General features: G+C 62.4%; 16 protein-coding genes and 1 tRNA gene. 13 read left to right on the top strand and 4 right to left on the bottom strand.

What is annotated here, in order from left to right; genetic code table 11:
- Window position 1: 1 nt before the first annotated feature.
- The 8 genes from P3T16_RS28615 to P3T16_RS28580 all read left to right on the top strand — a co-directional run bounded on the left by P3T16_RS28615 (window position 2) and on the right by P3T16_RS28580 (window position 6,938).
- Window positions 2-757, top strand: a complete 756-nt coding sequence (locus P3T16_RS28615; protein WP_429259358.1) for a cytochrome c1 — start codon at window positions 2-4, stop codon at window positions 755-757.
- 91 nt (window positions 758-848) lie between these two features.
- A complete protein-coding gene (locus tag P3T16_RS28610; protein WP_090537322.1) occupies window positions 849-1,460 on the top strand; it encodes a glutathione S-transferase N-terminal domain-containing protein in 612 nt (203 codons plus the stop codon).
- Window positions 1,461-1,535: 75 nt separating this feature from the next.
- On the top strand, window positions 1,536-2,078 hold the full coding sequence (locus P3T16_RS28605) for a ClpXP protease specificity-enhancing factor (RefSeq protein ID WP_429344836.1): 543 nt from the start codon (window positions 1,536-1,538) through the stop codon (window positions 2,076-2,078).
- A gap of 19 nt (window positions 2,079-2,097) precedes the next feature.
- Window positions 2,098-2,173 (top strand) — tRNA-Thr (locus P3T16_RS28600).
- Between the two features lie 406 nt (window positions 2,174-2,579).
- Window positions 2,580-4,262: a pyrroloquinoline quinone-dependent dehydrogenase gene (locus P3T16_RS28595; RefSeq protein WP_429344874.1), complete on the top strand. Its 1,683-nt coding sequence runs from the start codon at window positions 2,580-2,582 to the stop codon at window positions 4,260-4,262.
- Window positions 4,263-4,335: 73 nt separating this feature from the next.
- Window positions 4,336-4,899, top strand: coding sequence for a c-type cytochrome (locus P3T16_RS28590; protein ID WP_429344873.1), 564 nt, complete (start codon window positions 4,336-4,338; stop codon window positions 4,897-4,899).
- Window positions 4,900-4,967: 68 nt separating this feature from the next.
- Window positions 4,968-5,645 (top strand): ankyrin repeat domain-containing protein, encoded by a 678-nt coding sequence (locus P3T16_RS28585; RefSeq protein WP_429344835.1) that lies wholly within the window; start codon window positions 4,968-4,970, stop codon window positions 5,643-5,645.
- 168 nt (window positions 5,646-5,813) lie between these two features.
- Window positions 5,814-6,938, top strand: a complete 1,125-nt coding sequence (locus tag P3T16_RS28580) for a methyltransferase (RefSeq protein ID WP_429344834.1) — start codon at window positions 5,814-5,816, stop codon at window positions 6,936-6,938.
- 3 nt (window positions 6,939-6,941) lie between these two features.
- Here P3T16_RS28580 and P3T16_RS28575 read toward each other — a convergent pair whose 3' ends face one another.
- The gene (locus tag P3T16_RS28575) at window positions 6,942-8,231 is read right to left on the bottom strand and encodes an NAD(P)/FAD-dependent oxidoreductase (protein ID WP_429344833.1); all 1,290 of its coding nucleotides are present in this window, start codon (window positions 8,229-8,231) and stop codon (window positions 6,942-6,944) included.
- 262 nt (window positions 8,232-8,493) lie between these two features.
- On the opposite strand from P3T16_RS28575, the gene P3T16_RS28570 reads away from it, so the two are divergent.
- Window positions 8,494-8,706: a DUF1059 domain-containing protein gene (locus P3T16_RS28570; protein WP_429344832.1), complete on the top strand. Its 213-nt coding sequence runs from the start codon at window positions 8,494-8,496 to the stop codon at window positions 8,704-8,706.
- A gap of 80 nt (window positions 8,707-8,786) precedes the next feature.
- Here P3T16_RS28570 and P3T16_RS28565 read toward each other — a convergent pair whose 3' ends face one another.
- Window positions 8,787-9,107, bottom strand: a complete 321-nt coding sequence (locus P3T16_RS28565) for a DNA-binding protein (RefSeq protein ID WP_429259364.1) — start codon at window positions 9,105-9,107, stop codon at window positions 8,787-8,789.
- A 385-nt stretch (window positions 9,108-9,492) separates the two neighbouring features.
- Between P3T16_RS28565 and P3T16_RS28560 the strand changes: the two genes are divergently transcribed.
- Window positions 9,493-10,365, top strand: coding sequence for a class I SAM-dependent methyltransferase (locus tag P3T16_RS28560; RefSeq protein ID WP_429344831.1), 873 nt, complete (start codon window positions 9,493-9,495; stop codon window positions 10,363-10,365).
- Between the two features lie 55 nt (window positions 10,366-10,420).
- Here P3T16_RS28560 and P3T16_RS28555 read toward each other — a convergent pair whose 3' ends face one another.
- Window positions 10,421-10,987, bottom strand: a complete 567-nt coding sequence (locus P3T16_RS28555; RefSeq protein ID WP_429344830.1) for a DUF1415 domain-containing protein — start codon at window positions 10,985-10,987, stop codon at window positions 10,421-10,423.
- 224 nt (window positions 10,988-11,211) lie between these two features.
- Here P3T16_RS28555 and P3T16_RS28550 point away from each other — a divergent pair, with 224 nt between their 5' ends.
- Complete coding sequence (locus tag P3T16_RS28550) at window positions 11,212-11,619, top strand: hypothetical protein (RefSeq protein ID WP_429344829.1); 408 nt, start codon at window positions 11,212-11,214, stop codon at window positions 11,617-11,619.
- A 96-nt stretch (window positions 11,620-11,715) separates the two neighbouring features.
- Here P3T16_RS28550 and P3T16_RS28545 read toward each other — a convergent pair whose 3' ends face one another.
- Complete coding sequence (locus tag P3T16_RS28545) at window positions 11,716-12,360, bottom strand: TetR/AcrR family transcriptional regulator (protein WP_429344828.1); 645 nt, start codon at window positions 12,358-12,360, stop codon at window positions 11,716-11,718.
- A 158-nt stretch (window positions 12,361-12,518) separates the two neighbouring features.
- Between P3T16_RS28545 and P3T16_RS28540 the strand changes: the two genes are divergently transcribed.
- On the top strand, window positions 12,519-13,802 hold the full coding sequence (locus P3T16_RS28540; RefSeq protein WP_429344827.1) for an MFS transporter: 1,284 nt from the start codon (window positions 12,519-12,521) through the stop codon (window positions 13,800-13,802).
- Between the two features lie 232 nt (window positions 13,803-14,034).
- On the top strand, window positions 14,035-14,628 hold the full coding sequence (locus tag P3T16_RS28535) for a nitroreductase family protein (protein WP_429259370.1): 594 nt from the start codon (window positions 14,035-14,037) through the stop codon (window positions 14,626-14,628).
- Window positions 14,629-14,766 lie beyond the last annotated feature (138 nt).

Below are 14,766 nucleotides of genomic sequence, written 5' to 3'. Positions count from 1 at the left end.
AATGAAAAAACTGCTTTCGACGCTCGCGCTGATTGGCGCGGCGACCTTCGCGCTGATGGTGAGTCCGGCGCACGCGGACGAGAATTTCCCGCTCGACCGCGCGCCCGATAACGCGGACAATTTCGCCTCCTTGCAGCGTGGCGCGCAATTGTTTGTAAACTATTGCCTGAATTGCCATAGCGCGAACCTGATGCGATACAACCGCCTGCAGGATCTGGGCATTTCGCAGAAGGAAATCGAGAAAAACCTGTTGTTCACGACTGACAAGGTGGGTAACACGATGTCGGTGGCGATGCGGCCTGACGACGCGAAAGCGTGGTTCGGGGCGCAACCGCCGGATCTGTCGGTGGAAGCGCGGGCGCGCAACAAGGATTGGCTGTATACGTACCTGCGCAGTTTTTACCGCGATGACACACGGCCGACAGGCTGGAACAATATGGTGTACGACAATGTGAGCATGCCGCACGTGTTGTGGCAGCTCCAGGGCCAGCGAACCGCGAAGTTCGAGGACGACATCGACGAAAAGACGGGCGAAAAGCTCCGCAAGTTCGTCGGCTACCAGCAGGTCACGCCGGGGACGATGTCGCCAGTAGATTATGATTCTGCTGTTGCCGACCTCGTGTCGTACCTGTCGTGGATGTCCGAACCCGCGCAGCAGACGCGCAAACGGCTGGGCGTGTGGGTGCTGCTGTTCCTTGGCATCCTGAGCTTTTTCGCCTGGCGATTGAACGCCGCGTACTGGAAAGATATCAAATAATCACGCCATAACCGGCGTGGGGCCGGCGCAAGGAGAAACCGCGAGGCGGTTTTTCCGCGCTGGCCCTTCAGCTTTTTGAGGAAATGTAAACATGATGGTTCTGTACTCTGGCACGACTTGCCCCTTCTCCCAGCGCTGCCGGCTGGTGTTGTTCGAAAAGGGCATGGACTTCGAGATCCGCGACGTCGATCTGTTCAACAAGCCGGAAGACATCGCCGTGATGAATCCGTACGGTCAGGTGCCAATCCTCGTCGAACGGGATCTGATTCTGTACGAATCGAACATCATCAACGAGTACATCGACGAGCGCTTCCCGCATCCGCAACTGATGCCCGCCGACCCGGTGCAACGCGCCCGCGCGCGCCTCTTCCTGCTCAACTTCGAGAAGGAACTGTTCGTGCACGTCGGCACGCTGGAAAACGAAAAGGGCAAGGCAGCCGAGAAGAATCACGAAAAGGCGCGTATCGCGATTCGTGACCGTCTGACGCAGCTCGCACCGATCTTCCTGAAGAACAAGTACATGCTCGGCGAAGAGTTCTCGATGCTCGACGTGGCGATCGCGCCGCTGTTGTGGCGTCTGGATCACTACGGCATCGAGCTGTCGAAGAATGCTGCACCGCTGATGAAGTACGCCGAACGCATTTTCAGCCGTCCGGCCTATATCGAAGCGCTGACGCCTTCGGAAAAGGTGATGCGTCGTTGAGTCTGGCTTTGGGGTGAGGGCGTCGCGCGGGTTGCCTTGATCGCGTGATGCTTTCGCCCGGTAAGAGGAATGTTGATGCAAGAGATTTCCACGAAGCCTTACCTGCTGCGCGCGCTGTACGAGTGGTGCACGGATAACGGCTACACGCCGCACATCGCGGTACGGGTCGACAACCAGACACGCGTGCCGCGCCAGTTTGTGCGTGACAACGAAATCGTGCTGAACATCAGCTTCGAGGCGACGAGCCAGTTGCAGATGGGCAATGAACTCGTCGAGTTCAACGCGCGTTTCTCGGGGAAGTCGCACCGGATCGAAGTGCCGGTCGCGAACGTGCTCGCCATCTACGCACGCGAGAACGGTCAGGGCATGGCGTTCCCGGTTGATTCTCCGGGTGGTGAAGCGGCGGATTCGAGCGAAGAAGACGACGCGTCGACGGGCATTGACACGCGGGGCGTCGGTACGCCGACGGCCATCGGTGGAAACGCGCCGGCGGCGGTTGAGGCTGACTCGCGCGCTTCAACTACGGCGCAAAAGCCCGAAGACGCAGGCGACGCTCCGAAACCTGACGACGATGGATCAAAAGGTGGCGGAAGAGGTCACCTCAAGGTCGTGAAATGAAGTAAAATCGCCGTCCGATGCCCCCTTAGCTCATTTGGTAGAGCACTTGACTTGTAATCATGAGGTGGTCTGTTCGAATCAGACAGGGGGCACCAAAGCATGAACGACGGGCTACGCGGAAACGCGTAGCCCGTTTTGTTTTGGTGGGCCACTTCTCCGGTTCGCTCACATTCCTTCACGCTTGCTCACGTTCGTCCTGCTTCCGGCCCTTACCGCGTATAACCGGGTAGAAAAGAGGGTCATCATCGCCTACGCTTGGTAGGCCGGCTCTGATGAGAGAGCGCTCACCGGCTCCCATCCCCCGCACATCAACCCCCTAAAGAAGCAATCCAGATTTTCGGACGTTTTCGCGACCGAAAGGGTTGTGCCATCCGGCACCCGACGCATCCGCTTCATGGCGCAGCGTCGTATTTGCATGCAAATACCCTAAGCAAAAAAGTCGAGGAGACATCCATGCATCCATCCCGCTATACCCGGTCCCTTTGCGTCTCAATTGCGCTGATGATTAGCGCAACCGCAGCATTCGCCGCCGACGAAGTAGAGAACAGCGCGACGACCACCACTACGCCGATGCCGCCCGTCCTTCAGCCGGTCTCCCAGCAGCAGCTGGATTCAGCGAACACGCGCGCTGGAGACTGGATTCATCCGAACGGTTCGTACGCGCAGACGCGTTATTACCCCGGCACCCAGATCAATACCACCAACGTCGCGAAGCTGAGGCCAGTTTTCATTGTCCAGACGGCCGTGAACGAATCGATGGAAACCGCGCCGATCGTGTCGAACGGCATCATGTTCCTGACGACGTCGTTCAATCACGTGTACGCGGTCGATGCGGTGACCGGCAAGGAATACTGGCATTACAAGCACAAGATGGGGCCGATCACGACATTCTGCTGCGGACCGAACAATCGCGGCGTGGCGATCTCAGGTGATCGTCTCTTCATGGGCACGCTTGATTCGAAACTCGTCGCGCTCGATGCGAAGACCGGCAAGCTGCTATGGGAAACGCAGATCGCCAATCCGGACCAGGGCTACTCGGAGACGATGGCGCCGACGGTCGTCGAAAACAAGGTGCTGATCGGTACCAATGGCGGTGAGTACGGTATTCGCGGCTTCGTGAAAGCCTTCGATGCCGCCACCGGCAATCTGCTGTGGACCTTCTACACGATTCCCGACAAAGGTCAGGAAGGCGTCTGGGCCACCGACGACGCAACCGGCCGCAACATGAAACGCGACATCGCCGCGGAACAGAAGCAGCTTGCCGACAAGGGCGGCGACTTCTACAAGACGCTCGGCGGCGGCGTGTGGATGACGCCGGCGGTCGACCGGCAGTCGCGCACGGTGTATTTCGTGGTCGGCAATCCGTCGCCTGATCTGTATGGCGCGATCCGTCCGGGAGACAACCTCTATACCGATTCGCTCGTCGCGGTGAATCTCGATACCGGCGAATACAAGTGGCACTTCCAGTACATCGCGCATGACATCTGGGACCTCGACGCCGCGAGCCCGGCGATTCTCGTCGAGGTCCGTGACAAGGACGGTCACATGGTGCCGGGCATTATTCACGGTGGCAAAACCGGTCACGTCTACGTGAACGATCGCCGCACCGGCAAGCTGATCCGCTTCTCGAAGGCGATGATCCCGCAGGAAGACATGTGGACGTTGCCGACGTCGACCGGCGCGCGGATGTTGCCGGGCGCGAATGGCGGCGTCGAATGGTCGCCAATGGCCTACAGCCCGAAGACACATCTCGCGTATGCCGCGAATCTGCATCAACCGATGACCTATCAGGTCGAAGACGTCGCCTATCCAGGCGGCAGCAAGCTGTGGCTCGGCGGCGCATTCAAGACGATTCCGTCTGAGGCTCAGTGGGGCAAGCTGTCGGCGGTCAACATCGACACCGGCAAGATCGCGTGGGACTTCAAGACCGATCAGCCGTTGATCGGCGGCGTGCTCGCGACGGCCGGCAATCTCGTGTTCAACGGTGAAGGCAACGGGCTCTTCCGCGCATTCGATGCCGCGACCGGCAAGAAGCTCTGGGAATTCCAGTGCGGCGCCGGCGTGAACGCGCCCGCGGTCTCCTACACCGTGCACGGCAAGCAGTACGTTGCCGTCGCCGCGGGCGGGAACACGCAGATCGACTTCAAGCGGGGCAACTCCGTCATCGTGTTCGCGTTGCCGTGACTGGCGCATGGTGACCGCTATCGATGACGCCCGCCCACGCCGCCTGACATGGCGGGCGTGGGCGGCGACGCTGATGTTTTGCGTGAGCGTCGCAAGCCTGCTGCCAGCTGAAGTCGCGCGTGCCGATGCCGAAGCCGGCAAGGCCAGGGCGCAGGTCTGCGCGGCCTGTCATGGCCCGATGGGAAATTCAACCACGTCTGACTATCCGGTTCTCGCTGGCCAGAGCGCGCGCTATACCTATCTCGAACTGCGCGACTTCAAGGAAGGGCGCCGCACCGATCCGCGCATGTCGCCGATGGCGGCAAACCTGTCGCGGGAGGACATGCTCGATCTCGCCGACTATTTCGCCGCGCAGCAGGTTGTAGCGATACCGTACAAGGCTGATCCGGCGCGCGTCGATGCGGGGCGTCGCAAGTCGGCGGAGGTGTTGTGCACGATGTGCCATCTGGGCGGCTTTAGCGGTCAGAACGAGATTCCGCGTGTCGCCGGGCAGCACTACCCGTACATCGTGAAGCAGTTGCAGGACTTCCGCGAACGCAGGCGCACCAACGACGCCGGCAACATGACGAGCGTCACGAAAGGACTGAGCGACGAGGACATCATGAATCTGGCCGCGTATATCGCGAACCTGCAGTAACTTCGGCGCCGATATGGACAACCGTCGTCGCGCAATCGACGCGACGCGCTTCAAGGGGAGACGTGATCATGAAGAGAACGACGGGCATCCGGGCGGCCGTCGCGATGCTGGCCATCGCATTGAGTAGCGCGCCGTCCTTGAGCGTCGCTGCCGACGACACCAGTCTCAACCAGCAATTGCTGAACGCAGCGAGAATCGGCGACGTAGCGGGCGTCAATGCTGCGCTGGCCGCAGGCGCGGCGACGAATTCGCGTAATCGCATTGGCGACACGGCGCTGATCACGGCGTGCAAGAAAGGCTCGACCGGGATGGCGCGCACGTTGATCGACCACGGCGCGAATGTCAGCCAGGCCGACGTGGCGGGCATCACGCCGCTGATGGCCGCCGCTTACGGCGGATCGGACGCCATCGTCAGGATGCTGCTCGAGCACAAGGCGGACATCGAGGTCACCGACCGCGTCGGAAAGACGGCGATGGAATACGCGGCGGGTCAAGGTGCGACGGCCGTGGTGCAGTTGCTGCTGGATGCGGGCGTCGAGGTGAACCGGCTGTACAAGAACGACCTGACCGCACTGATGTGGGCCGCCGGCTACGATCGCGCGGACACGATCAAGCTGCTGCTCGCGCGTGGCGCCAATCCGGCACTGCGCGACAATCGCGGGATGACGGCACAGGACATCGCCACGCAGACCCACTCGACGCATGCAGCGATGCTGCTGCCCGCGACCCGGGCGAGCGGCTCCTGATACCCGCCCGGCGACCAGGCGATACGCTCAGCGCGATATCCACCGTCGCAGGAAATACAGCAAGACGTGCGCGAAGGTGAGCGGTACTATCGCGCCAAAGCTGGAAGCGGCCGCGCCGCTGCCGGCACAGACCGTTTTTCGGCCGTCCAGAATCTTCCCCGCGTACCCATGACCACCTCCGCCACGATCACCCTTCCCGAAGACGATGGCCCGCGCGCCGTCCTCTGGCGTTCCGAAGCGGCCGTTCCGCCGCCAAAGCGCGTGACCATCGCCGACGATCGCCTCACCGCAGACGCCGCCTACCGTCTCGCCTGCGAAGGCACGGCGCTCTTGTATCGCGGCGACTTCCAGAACGCGCGCCAGTTGCTGCAGGCGATGACGCGGCGCGTCGAACGCAATCCGCGCAAGGAAGCGGCCTCGCTGAAAGACGCGTTCAATTTCCACCGGCAGGCGCAGTCGCAACGCGCGCGCGTTCTCGGCATGGTGCTGATTCCGCTGGAAGGCGACTACACGATTCCGCTGCGTCGCGCGCCGGATGTGCGGGAGGCTTGCATCGAGACGTACGGCCCGGCGACGGACGAACGGTCGGTCGTATCGCTGCGTGAACTCCTCGGGCTGATCGGTGCGCACGAATGGCGCAAAAAGGGCGTCGAGATTCCGGTGCTCGCGGATCGCATCCATCCACACTACGGCGTGTTCTCGCCGGTGCGTGGCGAATACGTGGATCTGGTCGCGCGTACGCCGTTGCCCTCGCTGGAAAAGGCGTTCGATATCGGTACGGGCACGGGCGTACTGGCGGCGGTGCTGGCAAAGCGCGGCGTGAAGAAGATCGTCGCGACCGATCAGGATCCGCGCGCGCTCGCCTGCGCAACCGAAAATTTGACGCGACTGGGCTACAACCGCCAGGTCAAGGTCGTGCAGGCCGATCTGTTTCCTGAAGGCCGCGCGCCGCTCGTGATCTGCAACCCGCCGTGGGTGCCGGCGCGGCCCGCGTCGCCGGTCGAACACGCGGTGTTCGATCCCGACAGCCGGATGCTGCTCGGTTTCCTGAACGGCCTCGCGGATCATCTGTCGCCGGGCGGCGAAGGCTGGCTGATCCTGTCGGACTTCGCGGAGCATCTCGGCTTGCGTACGCGCGAAAGTCTGCTTGCCGCGATCGACCGGGCGGGGCTCAAGCTGGTGGGTCGCGAGGACATCAAGCCGCGCCATCCGAAATCGACCGATACGAGCGATTCGCTGCACGCCGCGCGCGTGGCTGAAGTGACTTCGTTGTGGCGGTTGCAGGCGCGCTGAGGTTCAGCGATGCGCCGCCGATGGCGGTTGTGTTGCCAGGGCGCCGACGTAATCGGCGGCGCCTTGCCCTGCAACCAGCCCGCTCGCGAAGCACGCCGTCAGCAGATAACCGCCCGTCGGCGCCTCCCAGTCGAGCATTTCGCCTGCACAGAAAGCACCGGGAATCCGCTGCAGCATCAGACGCGCGTCGAGCGTTTCGAACGGGATGCCGCCCGCGCTGCTGATCGCTTCCTCGATTGGCCGCGTGCGCGTGAGGCGCAGCGGCAACGCCTTGATCGCATGGGCGAGATGCTGCGTGTCGGCGAATTCTTCCTTCGACAGGCACTCGCGCAGCAAACCGGCTTTCACGCCCGTGATACCGAGCCGGCCGTGGAGATGCGTCGACATCGAGCGTGATCCGCGCGGCCGTGTGACCTCGTCGACGACACGCAGAGCGGAATGCGCCGGCGCAAGGTCGAGGTGGATCACGACTTCGCCATCGGCCAGCAGCCGGTCCCGGATCACCGACGAAAGGGCGTACACCAGACTTCCCTCGACGCCCGTTTCTGTCGAAATGAACTCACCTTTTCGATAATGGACTTTTTTGTCTACATCGATGACCGAAATGGCGACGGGTTTTACCGGCTGTCCGGCGAAGTGTTCGCGGAAATAGTCGCTCCAACCGGCGTCGAAACCGCAGTTGGCTGGAAGAAGCGGTGCGACGGGCACGTCGCGCGCCTGCATCAGCGGCACCCACGATGCGTCTGATCCGAGCCGTGGCCAGCTGCCGCCGCCGAGCGCGAATACAACGGCGTCGGCCTTCACGTGAAGTTCACCGCGATCGGATGGCGTCGTGAAGCGTAGCGTGTGCTGTCCGCCGACCGCCCTCTCCCAGCCGACCCACTTGTGCCGCATGTGAAACCGCACGCCCGCTTCCTTCAATCGATGCAGCCAGGCGCGCAGCATCGGCGCGGCCTTCATGTCGGTCGGGAAGACGCGGCCCGAACTGCCGACGAACGTTTCGATGCCCAGTTCCTTCAGCCACGCGCGCAACGCGTCGGGCCCGAATGCGTCGAGCAGTGGCGCAATCTGCTCGCGACGCGCACCGTACCGGCCGAGGAACGGTGCGAGCGGCTCCGAGTGCGTGATGTTCATGCCGCCCTTGCCGGCCATCAGAAACTTGCGTCCGACCGAAGGCATCGCGTCGTACACATCGACACGCGCGCCGCGCCGCGCCAGTGCTTCGGCGGCCATGAGTCCAGCGGGGCCGCCGCCGATGACGGCGACAGAAACGGAATCCTGGGAAAGGGGCATGCAGCGTAGACAGAAGAAGAGGGAAGGGTGAAAAGGGCGCGAGGTCCGCCATTTTCACATCCACAGCAGACGGGAGCAAACGCGCCGGTCACGTTTTGAATTCGCGTCGCGCGAAACCTATACTTTCAGCATCGTTTCCCATTCGATGCGGAGCCGCGCGCGCCGCGTTCATCTTCCCGCTTCCCGCGTGCCGGGCTGTCCAGTCAGGTCGACCCGCAGACACATCCACGCGTCCCGCCGCTGTTCCTTTGAGGAGACGATCATGACCCGCAAGTACATCGACTGTCGCGAATGTCCGAGCGAAACGAACTGCTCGATCGCGCTATCCGCCGATTCGGAAAGCGAACTGCTCGAGGCCGCCGTGCAGCATGCGATCGCTGTTCACAAGCACACCGATTCGCCCGAGTTGCGCGCGGAACTGAAGACGATGTTTCATGACGGCACGCCGCCCGTCGAAGGGCCGCGACTGGCATAGGCACGCCAGTTGATGGCGCGTGAAAAACCGGGTGCGGCGGCTCGCCCTGCGCGCCGCCTCCAGCGTCTGCCGGGAACGGCTCAGCCGGGATACTCCTCATCGACCTTCAGACCGGCGAGCTTGAAGATCACCCGCAGCGTCTGGGGTTTGATGTCGCGCCGTGAGGCGAGCGTCGTCATCACGAAGTCGAGCACCTTTGCGTATTTGAGTAGCGTGAGACAGGTTTCCATGTCGACGGCGCCATCACGCATCAGTTCGGCGATCCGCAGCATCTCCACCGAGATGTCGCGCGCCATTTCGAGTTCGATCTGCTGCTTTTCAGTCCACGCGGGCGTGGTGAGAAGCTTCGTCAGCATTTCCTGGAACTTCTGCTCCGCGTTTCCGTTCGGTATCGCGTCCATTGCAGCCTCATTTTCGTCCGAGCGTGCTTCTTGTCCGGTCACACGGCGCGCTGCAGGTTACGTAACGTTCGGCCCCATGTTCCGGTGCCGACCTCCCACACGCTAGCTGGTTCGCTCAGAACAGCTGCTTGTGTTGATGGTTTCTGCCGCGTGCCACAAGTGCGAGCGCGGTTTTGCCGTCCGTTCGCGCATCGCGCAACCGCGCGCGATCTGTCGCTTCCGGCATGAAATGTTCCAGGTGCACAGTGTGTCGCCGGCTGTTTTCTCGCTCTTCGCGCGGACGCACCCGGTTCGAGTCCGCGCTTTTCGGTAAACTGGCAGTATCTTTTCAATCCTTCCGTCATCTGTCGCACGTTCACGGTGCAGTTGGCGCTGCACAAATTCGATGTCGACCCGATCCCCCAAATCCGCGAAGCCGCCGAAAGCGGCTAAAACCCACGAAATCCGTCCGAACCAGTCGATCGAGCTGCTGAAGGAACTCCATATCCTCACGCGCGACGGCACAATGAATCAGGACAGCCGCCGCAAGCTGAAGCAGGTCTACCATCTGTTCCAGTTCATCGAGCCGCTGCTGAAAGACCTGAAGGACGCGCAGGGCAGCCTCACGCTCGTCGATCACGGCGCGGGCAAGTCCTATCTAGGTTTTATCCTGTACGACCTGTTTTTCAAGGAGCAGCACGACACGTCGCACATCTACGGCATCGAGACGCGCGAGGATCTCGTCACGAAGTCAGAAGAACTGGCGTCGCGGCTGGGTTTCGAAGGGATGTCGTTCGTGAATCTGTCGGTGGCCGAATCGATCACGTCGGAGCGTCTGCCGGCCACGATCGATATTGTCACCGCGCTTCACGCGTGCAACACCGCCACCGACGACGCGATCCGCTTCGCGCTCGAGAAAAAGGCGAAGTACATCGTCGTCGTGCCGTGCTGCCAGGCGGAAGTGGCGGGCGTGCTGCGCAGCAACAAGAGCCGGTCGCTCGGGCATGCGCTGACGGAAATCTGGCGCCATCCGCTGCATACGCGCGAGTTCGGGAGCCAGATCACGAACGTGCTGCGCTGCCTGCAACTCGAAGCGCATGGCTATCAGGTGAGCGTGACGGAACTTGTCGGCTGGGAGCATTCGATGAAGAACGAACTCATCATCGCCCAGTACAAGGATCTGCCGCGCCGCCGGCCGGCGGAACGGCTTAATGAAGTGATGGAGACGCTTGGTCTCAGCGAACTACACGAACGGTTTTTCGCGCCGGAAGTAGTCTAGCGCTCGCGTCTGGTTTTCGCGTTGAGTGCTCATCTTCCGGCGGTGCAGCTTCACCTCATTCTTTAGCCGGCTCACTCATCCACTTTTGCCAGCCTTCGAGGCCGAGCCGCTGCATCGTTTCCTGATTGCGTTCGTAGATATCGGCGGCGTCGGGGAATGCATCGACGGCGCGCTCGATGCTTGCCTCGCGCAACAGATGCAGGATCGGATACGGCGCGCGGTTCGTGAAGTTCTCGATATCGTCAGGCTCAGTGCCGTCGAATTGATACTGCGGATGAAAGCTCGCGATCTGCAGTTCACCTTCAACGCGCATCTGCTTCAGCATCCGGTCCGCGAAAAACAGGCAGTCGTTGTACTCGAGGAAATCCGTGAGCGCGTTCGGGATGATCAGCAGCGTGGTATCGATCGCGGCGGGATCAGCGTCGACCAGCGTCTGCAGTTCGGTTTCGAGATCGATCAGCACGCCTTTCATATCCGTGGCCTCGCTGATCGCGTAGCGGATCTGGTCTTTCACATGCACGCTCTTTGCGAACGGGCACAGGTTCAGTCCGATGACCGCGCGCGTCAGCCAGTGACGGGTGGCGGAAAGGATCGTTTCGCGGGTTTCGGCGGACAGCGGCATGGCGGGAGAACAACGTGGAAAGCCGTATTTTAGCGGCCTTGCCGGCGGCGCTCATGCACGGCGTTGCAACGCTGAATCGTTTTGCCGCGGATCGCACGTAGCTTCGCGCCCGACGGCGAATCGATCGCGCTGCAAGCCCCGACGCTTATGCCCCGGAATGTCTCTTGCAGGCGATGTTGCGGATCGGCCAGTCCGTTCCGATCATTCTCCCGTGGAGACCGCTCATGAACACCCGTCACGCTGTTCCGGTCATCGTTGCGCTCTCGTGCGTCTGGACATGTGCGCATGCTGAGGATCCGCAAAAGCTGTCGAAAGAAGAACTGCAGCAGGTCATTCCCGGCTCGAAGGTGAACAGCACCAGTCCGCGAGGTTTTGCGCATCGCTGGACCAACGATGCATCAGGCGAATTCACCGCCAACTGGGAAACGCCGCCCGGACAACGGCCGTTTTCCGGCAATGCGCCCGGCAAGTGGATGATCACCGACGACGGCAGGTACTGCGTTGAGATCGAATGGCCGAAGCTGCAGCAGGAAAAATGGTGCGCGGCCGTCCAGAAAACCGGTGAAGGAAAGTTCGCGCTGGTGACAGAAGGTGCCCGCGGGATTCCGCCGCAGCTGGAGATATCAAAGTAGCCTGGGTTGCGGCGACACGTCGGCCGGATTGCTGCCAGCGACGTAAGAAGCGTTCTGCGGGACGCGCGAGCGACGATCGGCGCGTGCCTTCTGATGTCAGGTCGCGCCCTGCGGCGCGCCTGCGCACGCCGCAGCGATCAGCTGCGCCGCGACGCGCGGCGCAGCGAGAATCGGTCCGCAGCCGGGACCGTATGTCTGGCTCGCCGCATAGACACCTTCGATCAGCAGGCCTAGCGCGTTGGCGAGTGCCTCGGGATCGTCCGCGCCCGCTTCGGTGGCGAGCGACAGGATCCGCGCCATCAACCGCACCTTGTTGCCGACGACAAACTGGCGCGCCGGATGCATCACATCGGGAAACTCGACGGCCACGTTCACAAACGGACAGCCCCGATAGTCATCCACCGAAGCGCGCACGGCCAGATCGTCGAAATACTGCTGAAGCTGCTTTACCGGCTCGCCAGGATGCATCGCGAAGCTCTTTTCGACGTAGCCGAAAAACTGCGCATCCTTACGTTCCAGATAAGCGATGACAAGATCGTCTTTTGACGAGAACTGCCGGTACAGGCTCATCTTGTTGACACCCGCCCGCTCGACGACCGTGTCGACGCCGACCGCCCGCACGCCATCGCGATAGAACAGTTCGTCCGCAGCCCGGATCAGTTGCGCCTGCGCGTCGGGACCGGCCGTCTGCGTGCGTGTGCGACGCGTCGCCGTCCGCTTTTCCGTTTCGCTCTGTGCCATGGTCGTACCACCTTCGGATGCTGACGCTTGACATGTTACCGACCAGTAACTAATATCGCAACACGCATTGTGACAGATCTGTCACAAGTCTCTTGCTGAAGTGGTAACAATTCGCGATAGCAACGAAAAGCGGCGCCATGCGCCGGCTGGAGAAACCGATGAACTGGGCTGCAAGACTGATTGGCGGGCGCTTCCACTATGGATGGCTGACCGTGGCGGTGGTGTTTCTGGTGTTGCTCGCCGCGGCTGGCACGCGGGCGACGCCCAGCGTCATGATGCTGCCGCTCGAGCATCAATTCGGATGGAGCCGCGCGACGATTTCGCTCGCGATCTCTGTGAACATCGCGCTGTACGGCTTGATGGGGCCGTTTGCGGCTGCGGCCATGCAGCGATTTGGCGTCCGTCCGACACTGCTCGTCGCGCTGGCGACACTGGCTTCGGGCGTCGCGCTGTCGTCGCTGATGACGCAGCCGTGGCAGATGATCCTGATCTGGGGCGTGATGGTCGGCGGGTCGACGGGCGTGGCGGCGCTGTCGCTGTCGGCCACCGTGGTGACGCGCTGGTTCACCACGCACCGCGGCCTCGTGATGGGCATCCTGACCGCCAGTTCGGCGACCGGCCAGCTCGTGTTCCTGCCGCTGCTGGCCGCGATCGCGCAGCATCATGGCTGGCGTCCGGTGGTGTGGGTGGTCGCGGGCGCTGCGGCGATCGTGTTGCCGCTGGTCGCGTTCCTGCTGCCGGAACGTCCCGCCGACATGGCGTTGCGTCCGTACGGTGAACCTGCCGACGCGCCCGTTTCGTCGAATGTCACGAAGCAGAATCCGCTGGCGATCGCTTTCGGCACGTTGGCCATGGCGAGCAAAACGCGCGATTTCTGGCTGCTGTTCTTCAGCTTCTTTATCTGCGGCGCGAGCACGAACGGTTACGTCGGCACGCACCTGATCGCGATGTGCGGCGACTACGGTATGACCGAAGTGCAGGGCGCATCGCTGCTCGCCGCGATGGGTATCTTCGATCTGTTCGGCACGACCTTGTCCGGATGGCTGTCGGATCGCTTCAACAGCCGCGTGTTGCTGTTCTGGTATTACGGGCTGCGCGGGCTGTCACTGATGTATCTGCCGCATGCGTTCGGCATCGACTTCTTCGGCTTGCCGCTGTTCGCGGTGTTCTACGGGCTCGACTGGATCGCCACGGTTCCGCCGACCGTGCGTCTTGCCACCGATGTCTACGGCAAGGAATCGGCACCGGTGGTGTTCGGCTGGGTGGTCGCGGGTCACCAGCTTGGCGCGGCGTTCGCAGCCCTCGGCGCCGGTATGCTGCGCGCAAGCCTCGGCACCTATACGGTGGCATCGATGATCTCCGGCGGCCTGTGCCTCGTCGCCGCCGTGATCGTGCTGCGGATCAATCGCGGTGAGCGGACGGTCGCCGCGCAGGTGGCGTAACGTCGGCGTAACGGCAACCGATCACAACGGGTCGTGCACGCTGAACCGGCCGCCGGCCCCCGGTCGGTAACACGCAGGAAAAGAACGGAGCGGTCTTCATACCGCGCCGTTTTTTTTTGCGGTGACGTTATCGCGCTTATGTGCGCCCGGACCCGGCGTCAGGCGTAAAGGCCGGTTATGCTATGTGGCCCGGGCGTCCGCCCGTCGACCGGATTTCGACCGAGAGAAGCGCATGATCACAAAACCCGCTCCAACTACCGTCCCCATCCACGAACTTCTTGCTAGCCGCTGGAGCCCGCGCGCGTATTCGAGCGAACCGGTGAGCCGCGATCAGTTGCATTCGGTACTCGAGGCGGCGCGCTGGGCGCCTTCGTCGTATAACGCGCAGCCGTGGCGCTTCGTCGTGTTCGACCGCACCACCGACGAAGTCGCGTTCAAGCGCGCCTTCGCGACACTGGTGCCGTTCAACCAGGGCTGGAATGCGCCGGCGCCGGTACTGATCGCCGTGACGACGCAGACGTTGACGAACAAGGGTGAAGTCAACCGCTGCGCTCCGTACGACGCGGGCGCGGCAGCGATGGCGCTGGTCCTGCAGGCGCACGCGCTCGGCCTCGCCGCGCACCAGATGAGCGGCTTCGACGTCCCTGCGTTCCGAAGCGCGTTTGCGATTCCCAGAGACGTCGAAGTGATCGCGATGATTTCGATCGGCCATTACGGCGATGTCGACAAGCTGGATCCGGTGTTGCGCGAGCGCGAGAAGTCGGTGCGTCAGCGCCAGCCGCTGGGCGAGATTGCCTTCGGCGGCGCGTGGAAGAAGGCGTTCTGATTCTGGCTGCGGTCTTCGCCGGCGATTGTGGACCGGCGGATAGAAAAACGCGCGGCATCGACCGCGCGTTTTTTTGCGTCTTACGTTCCCGCGCGGGTCTTGCGCGTTTCGATGCGCCACGGGTCCACGTCGTTCGCC

The organism is Paraburkholderia sp. GAS42 (assembly GCF_050436565.1).
GTDB lineage: Bacteria > Pseudomonadota > Gammaproteobacteria > Burkholderiales > Burkholderiaceae > Paraburkholderia.
This window is presented reverse-complemented; position numbering and strand designations above follow the sequence as displayed.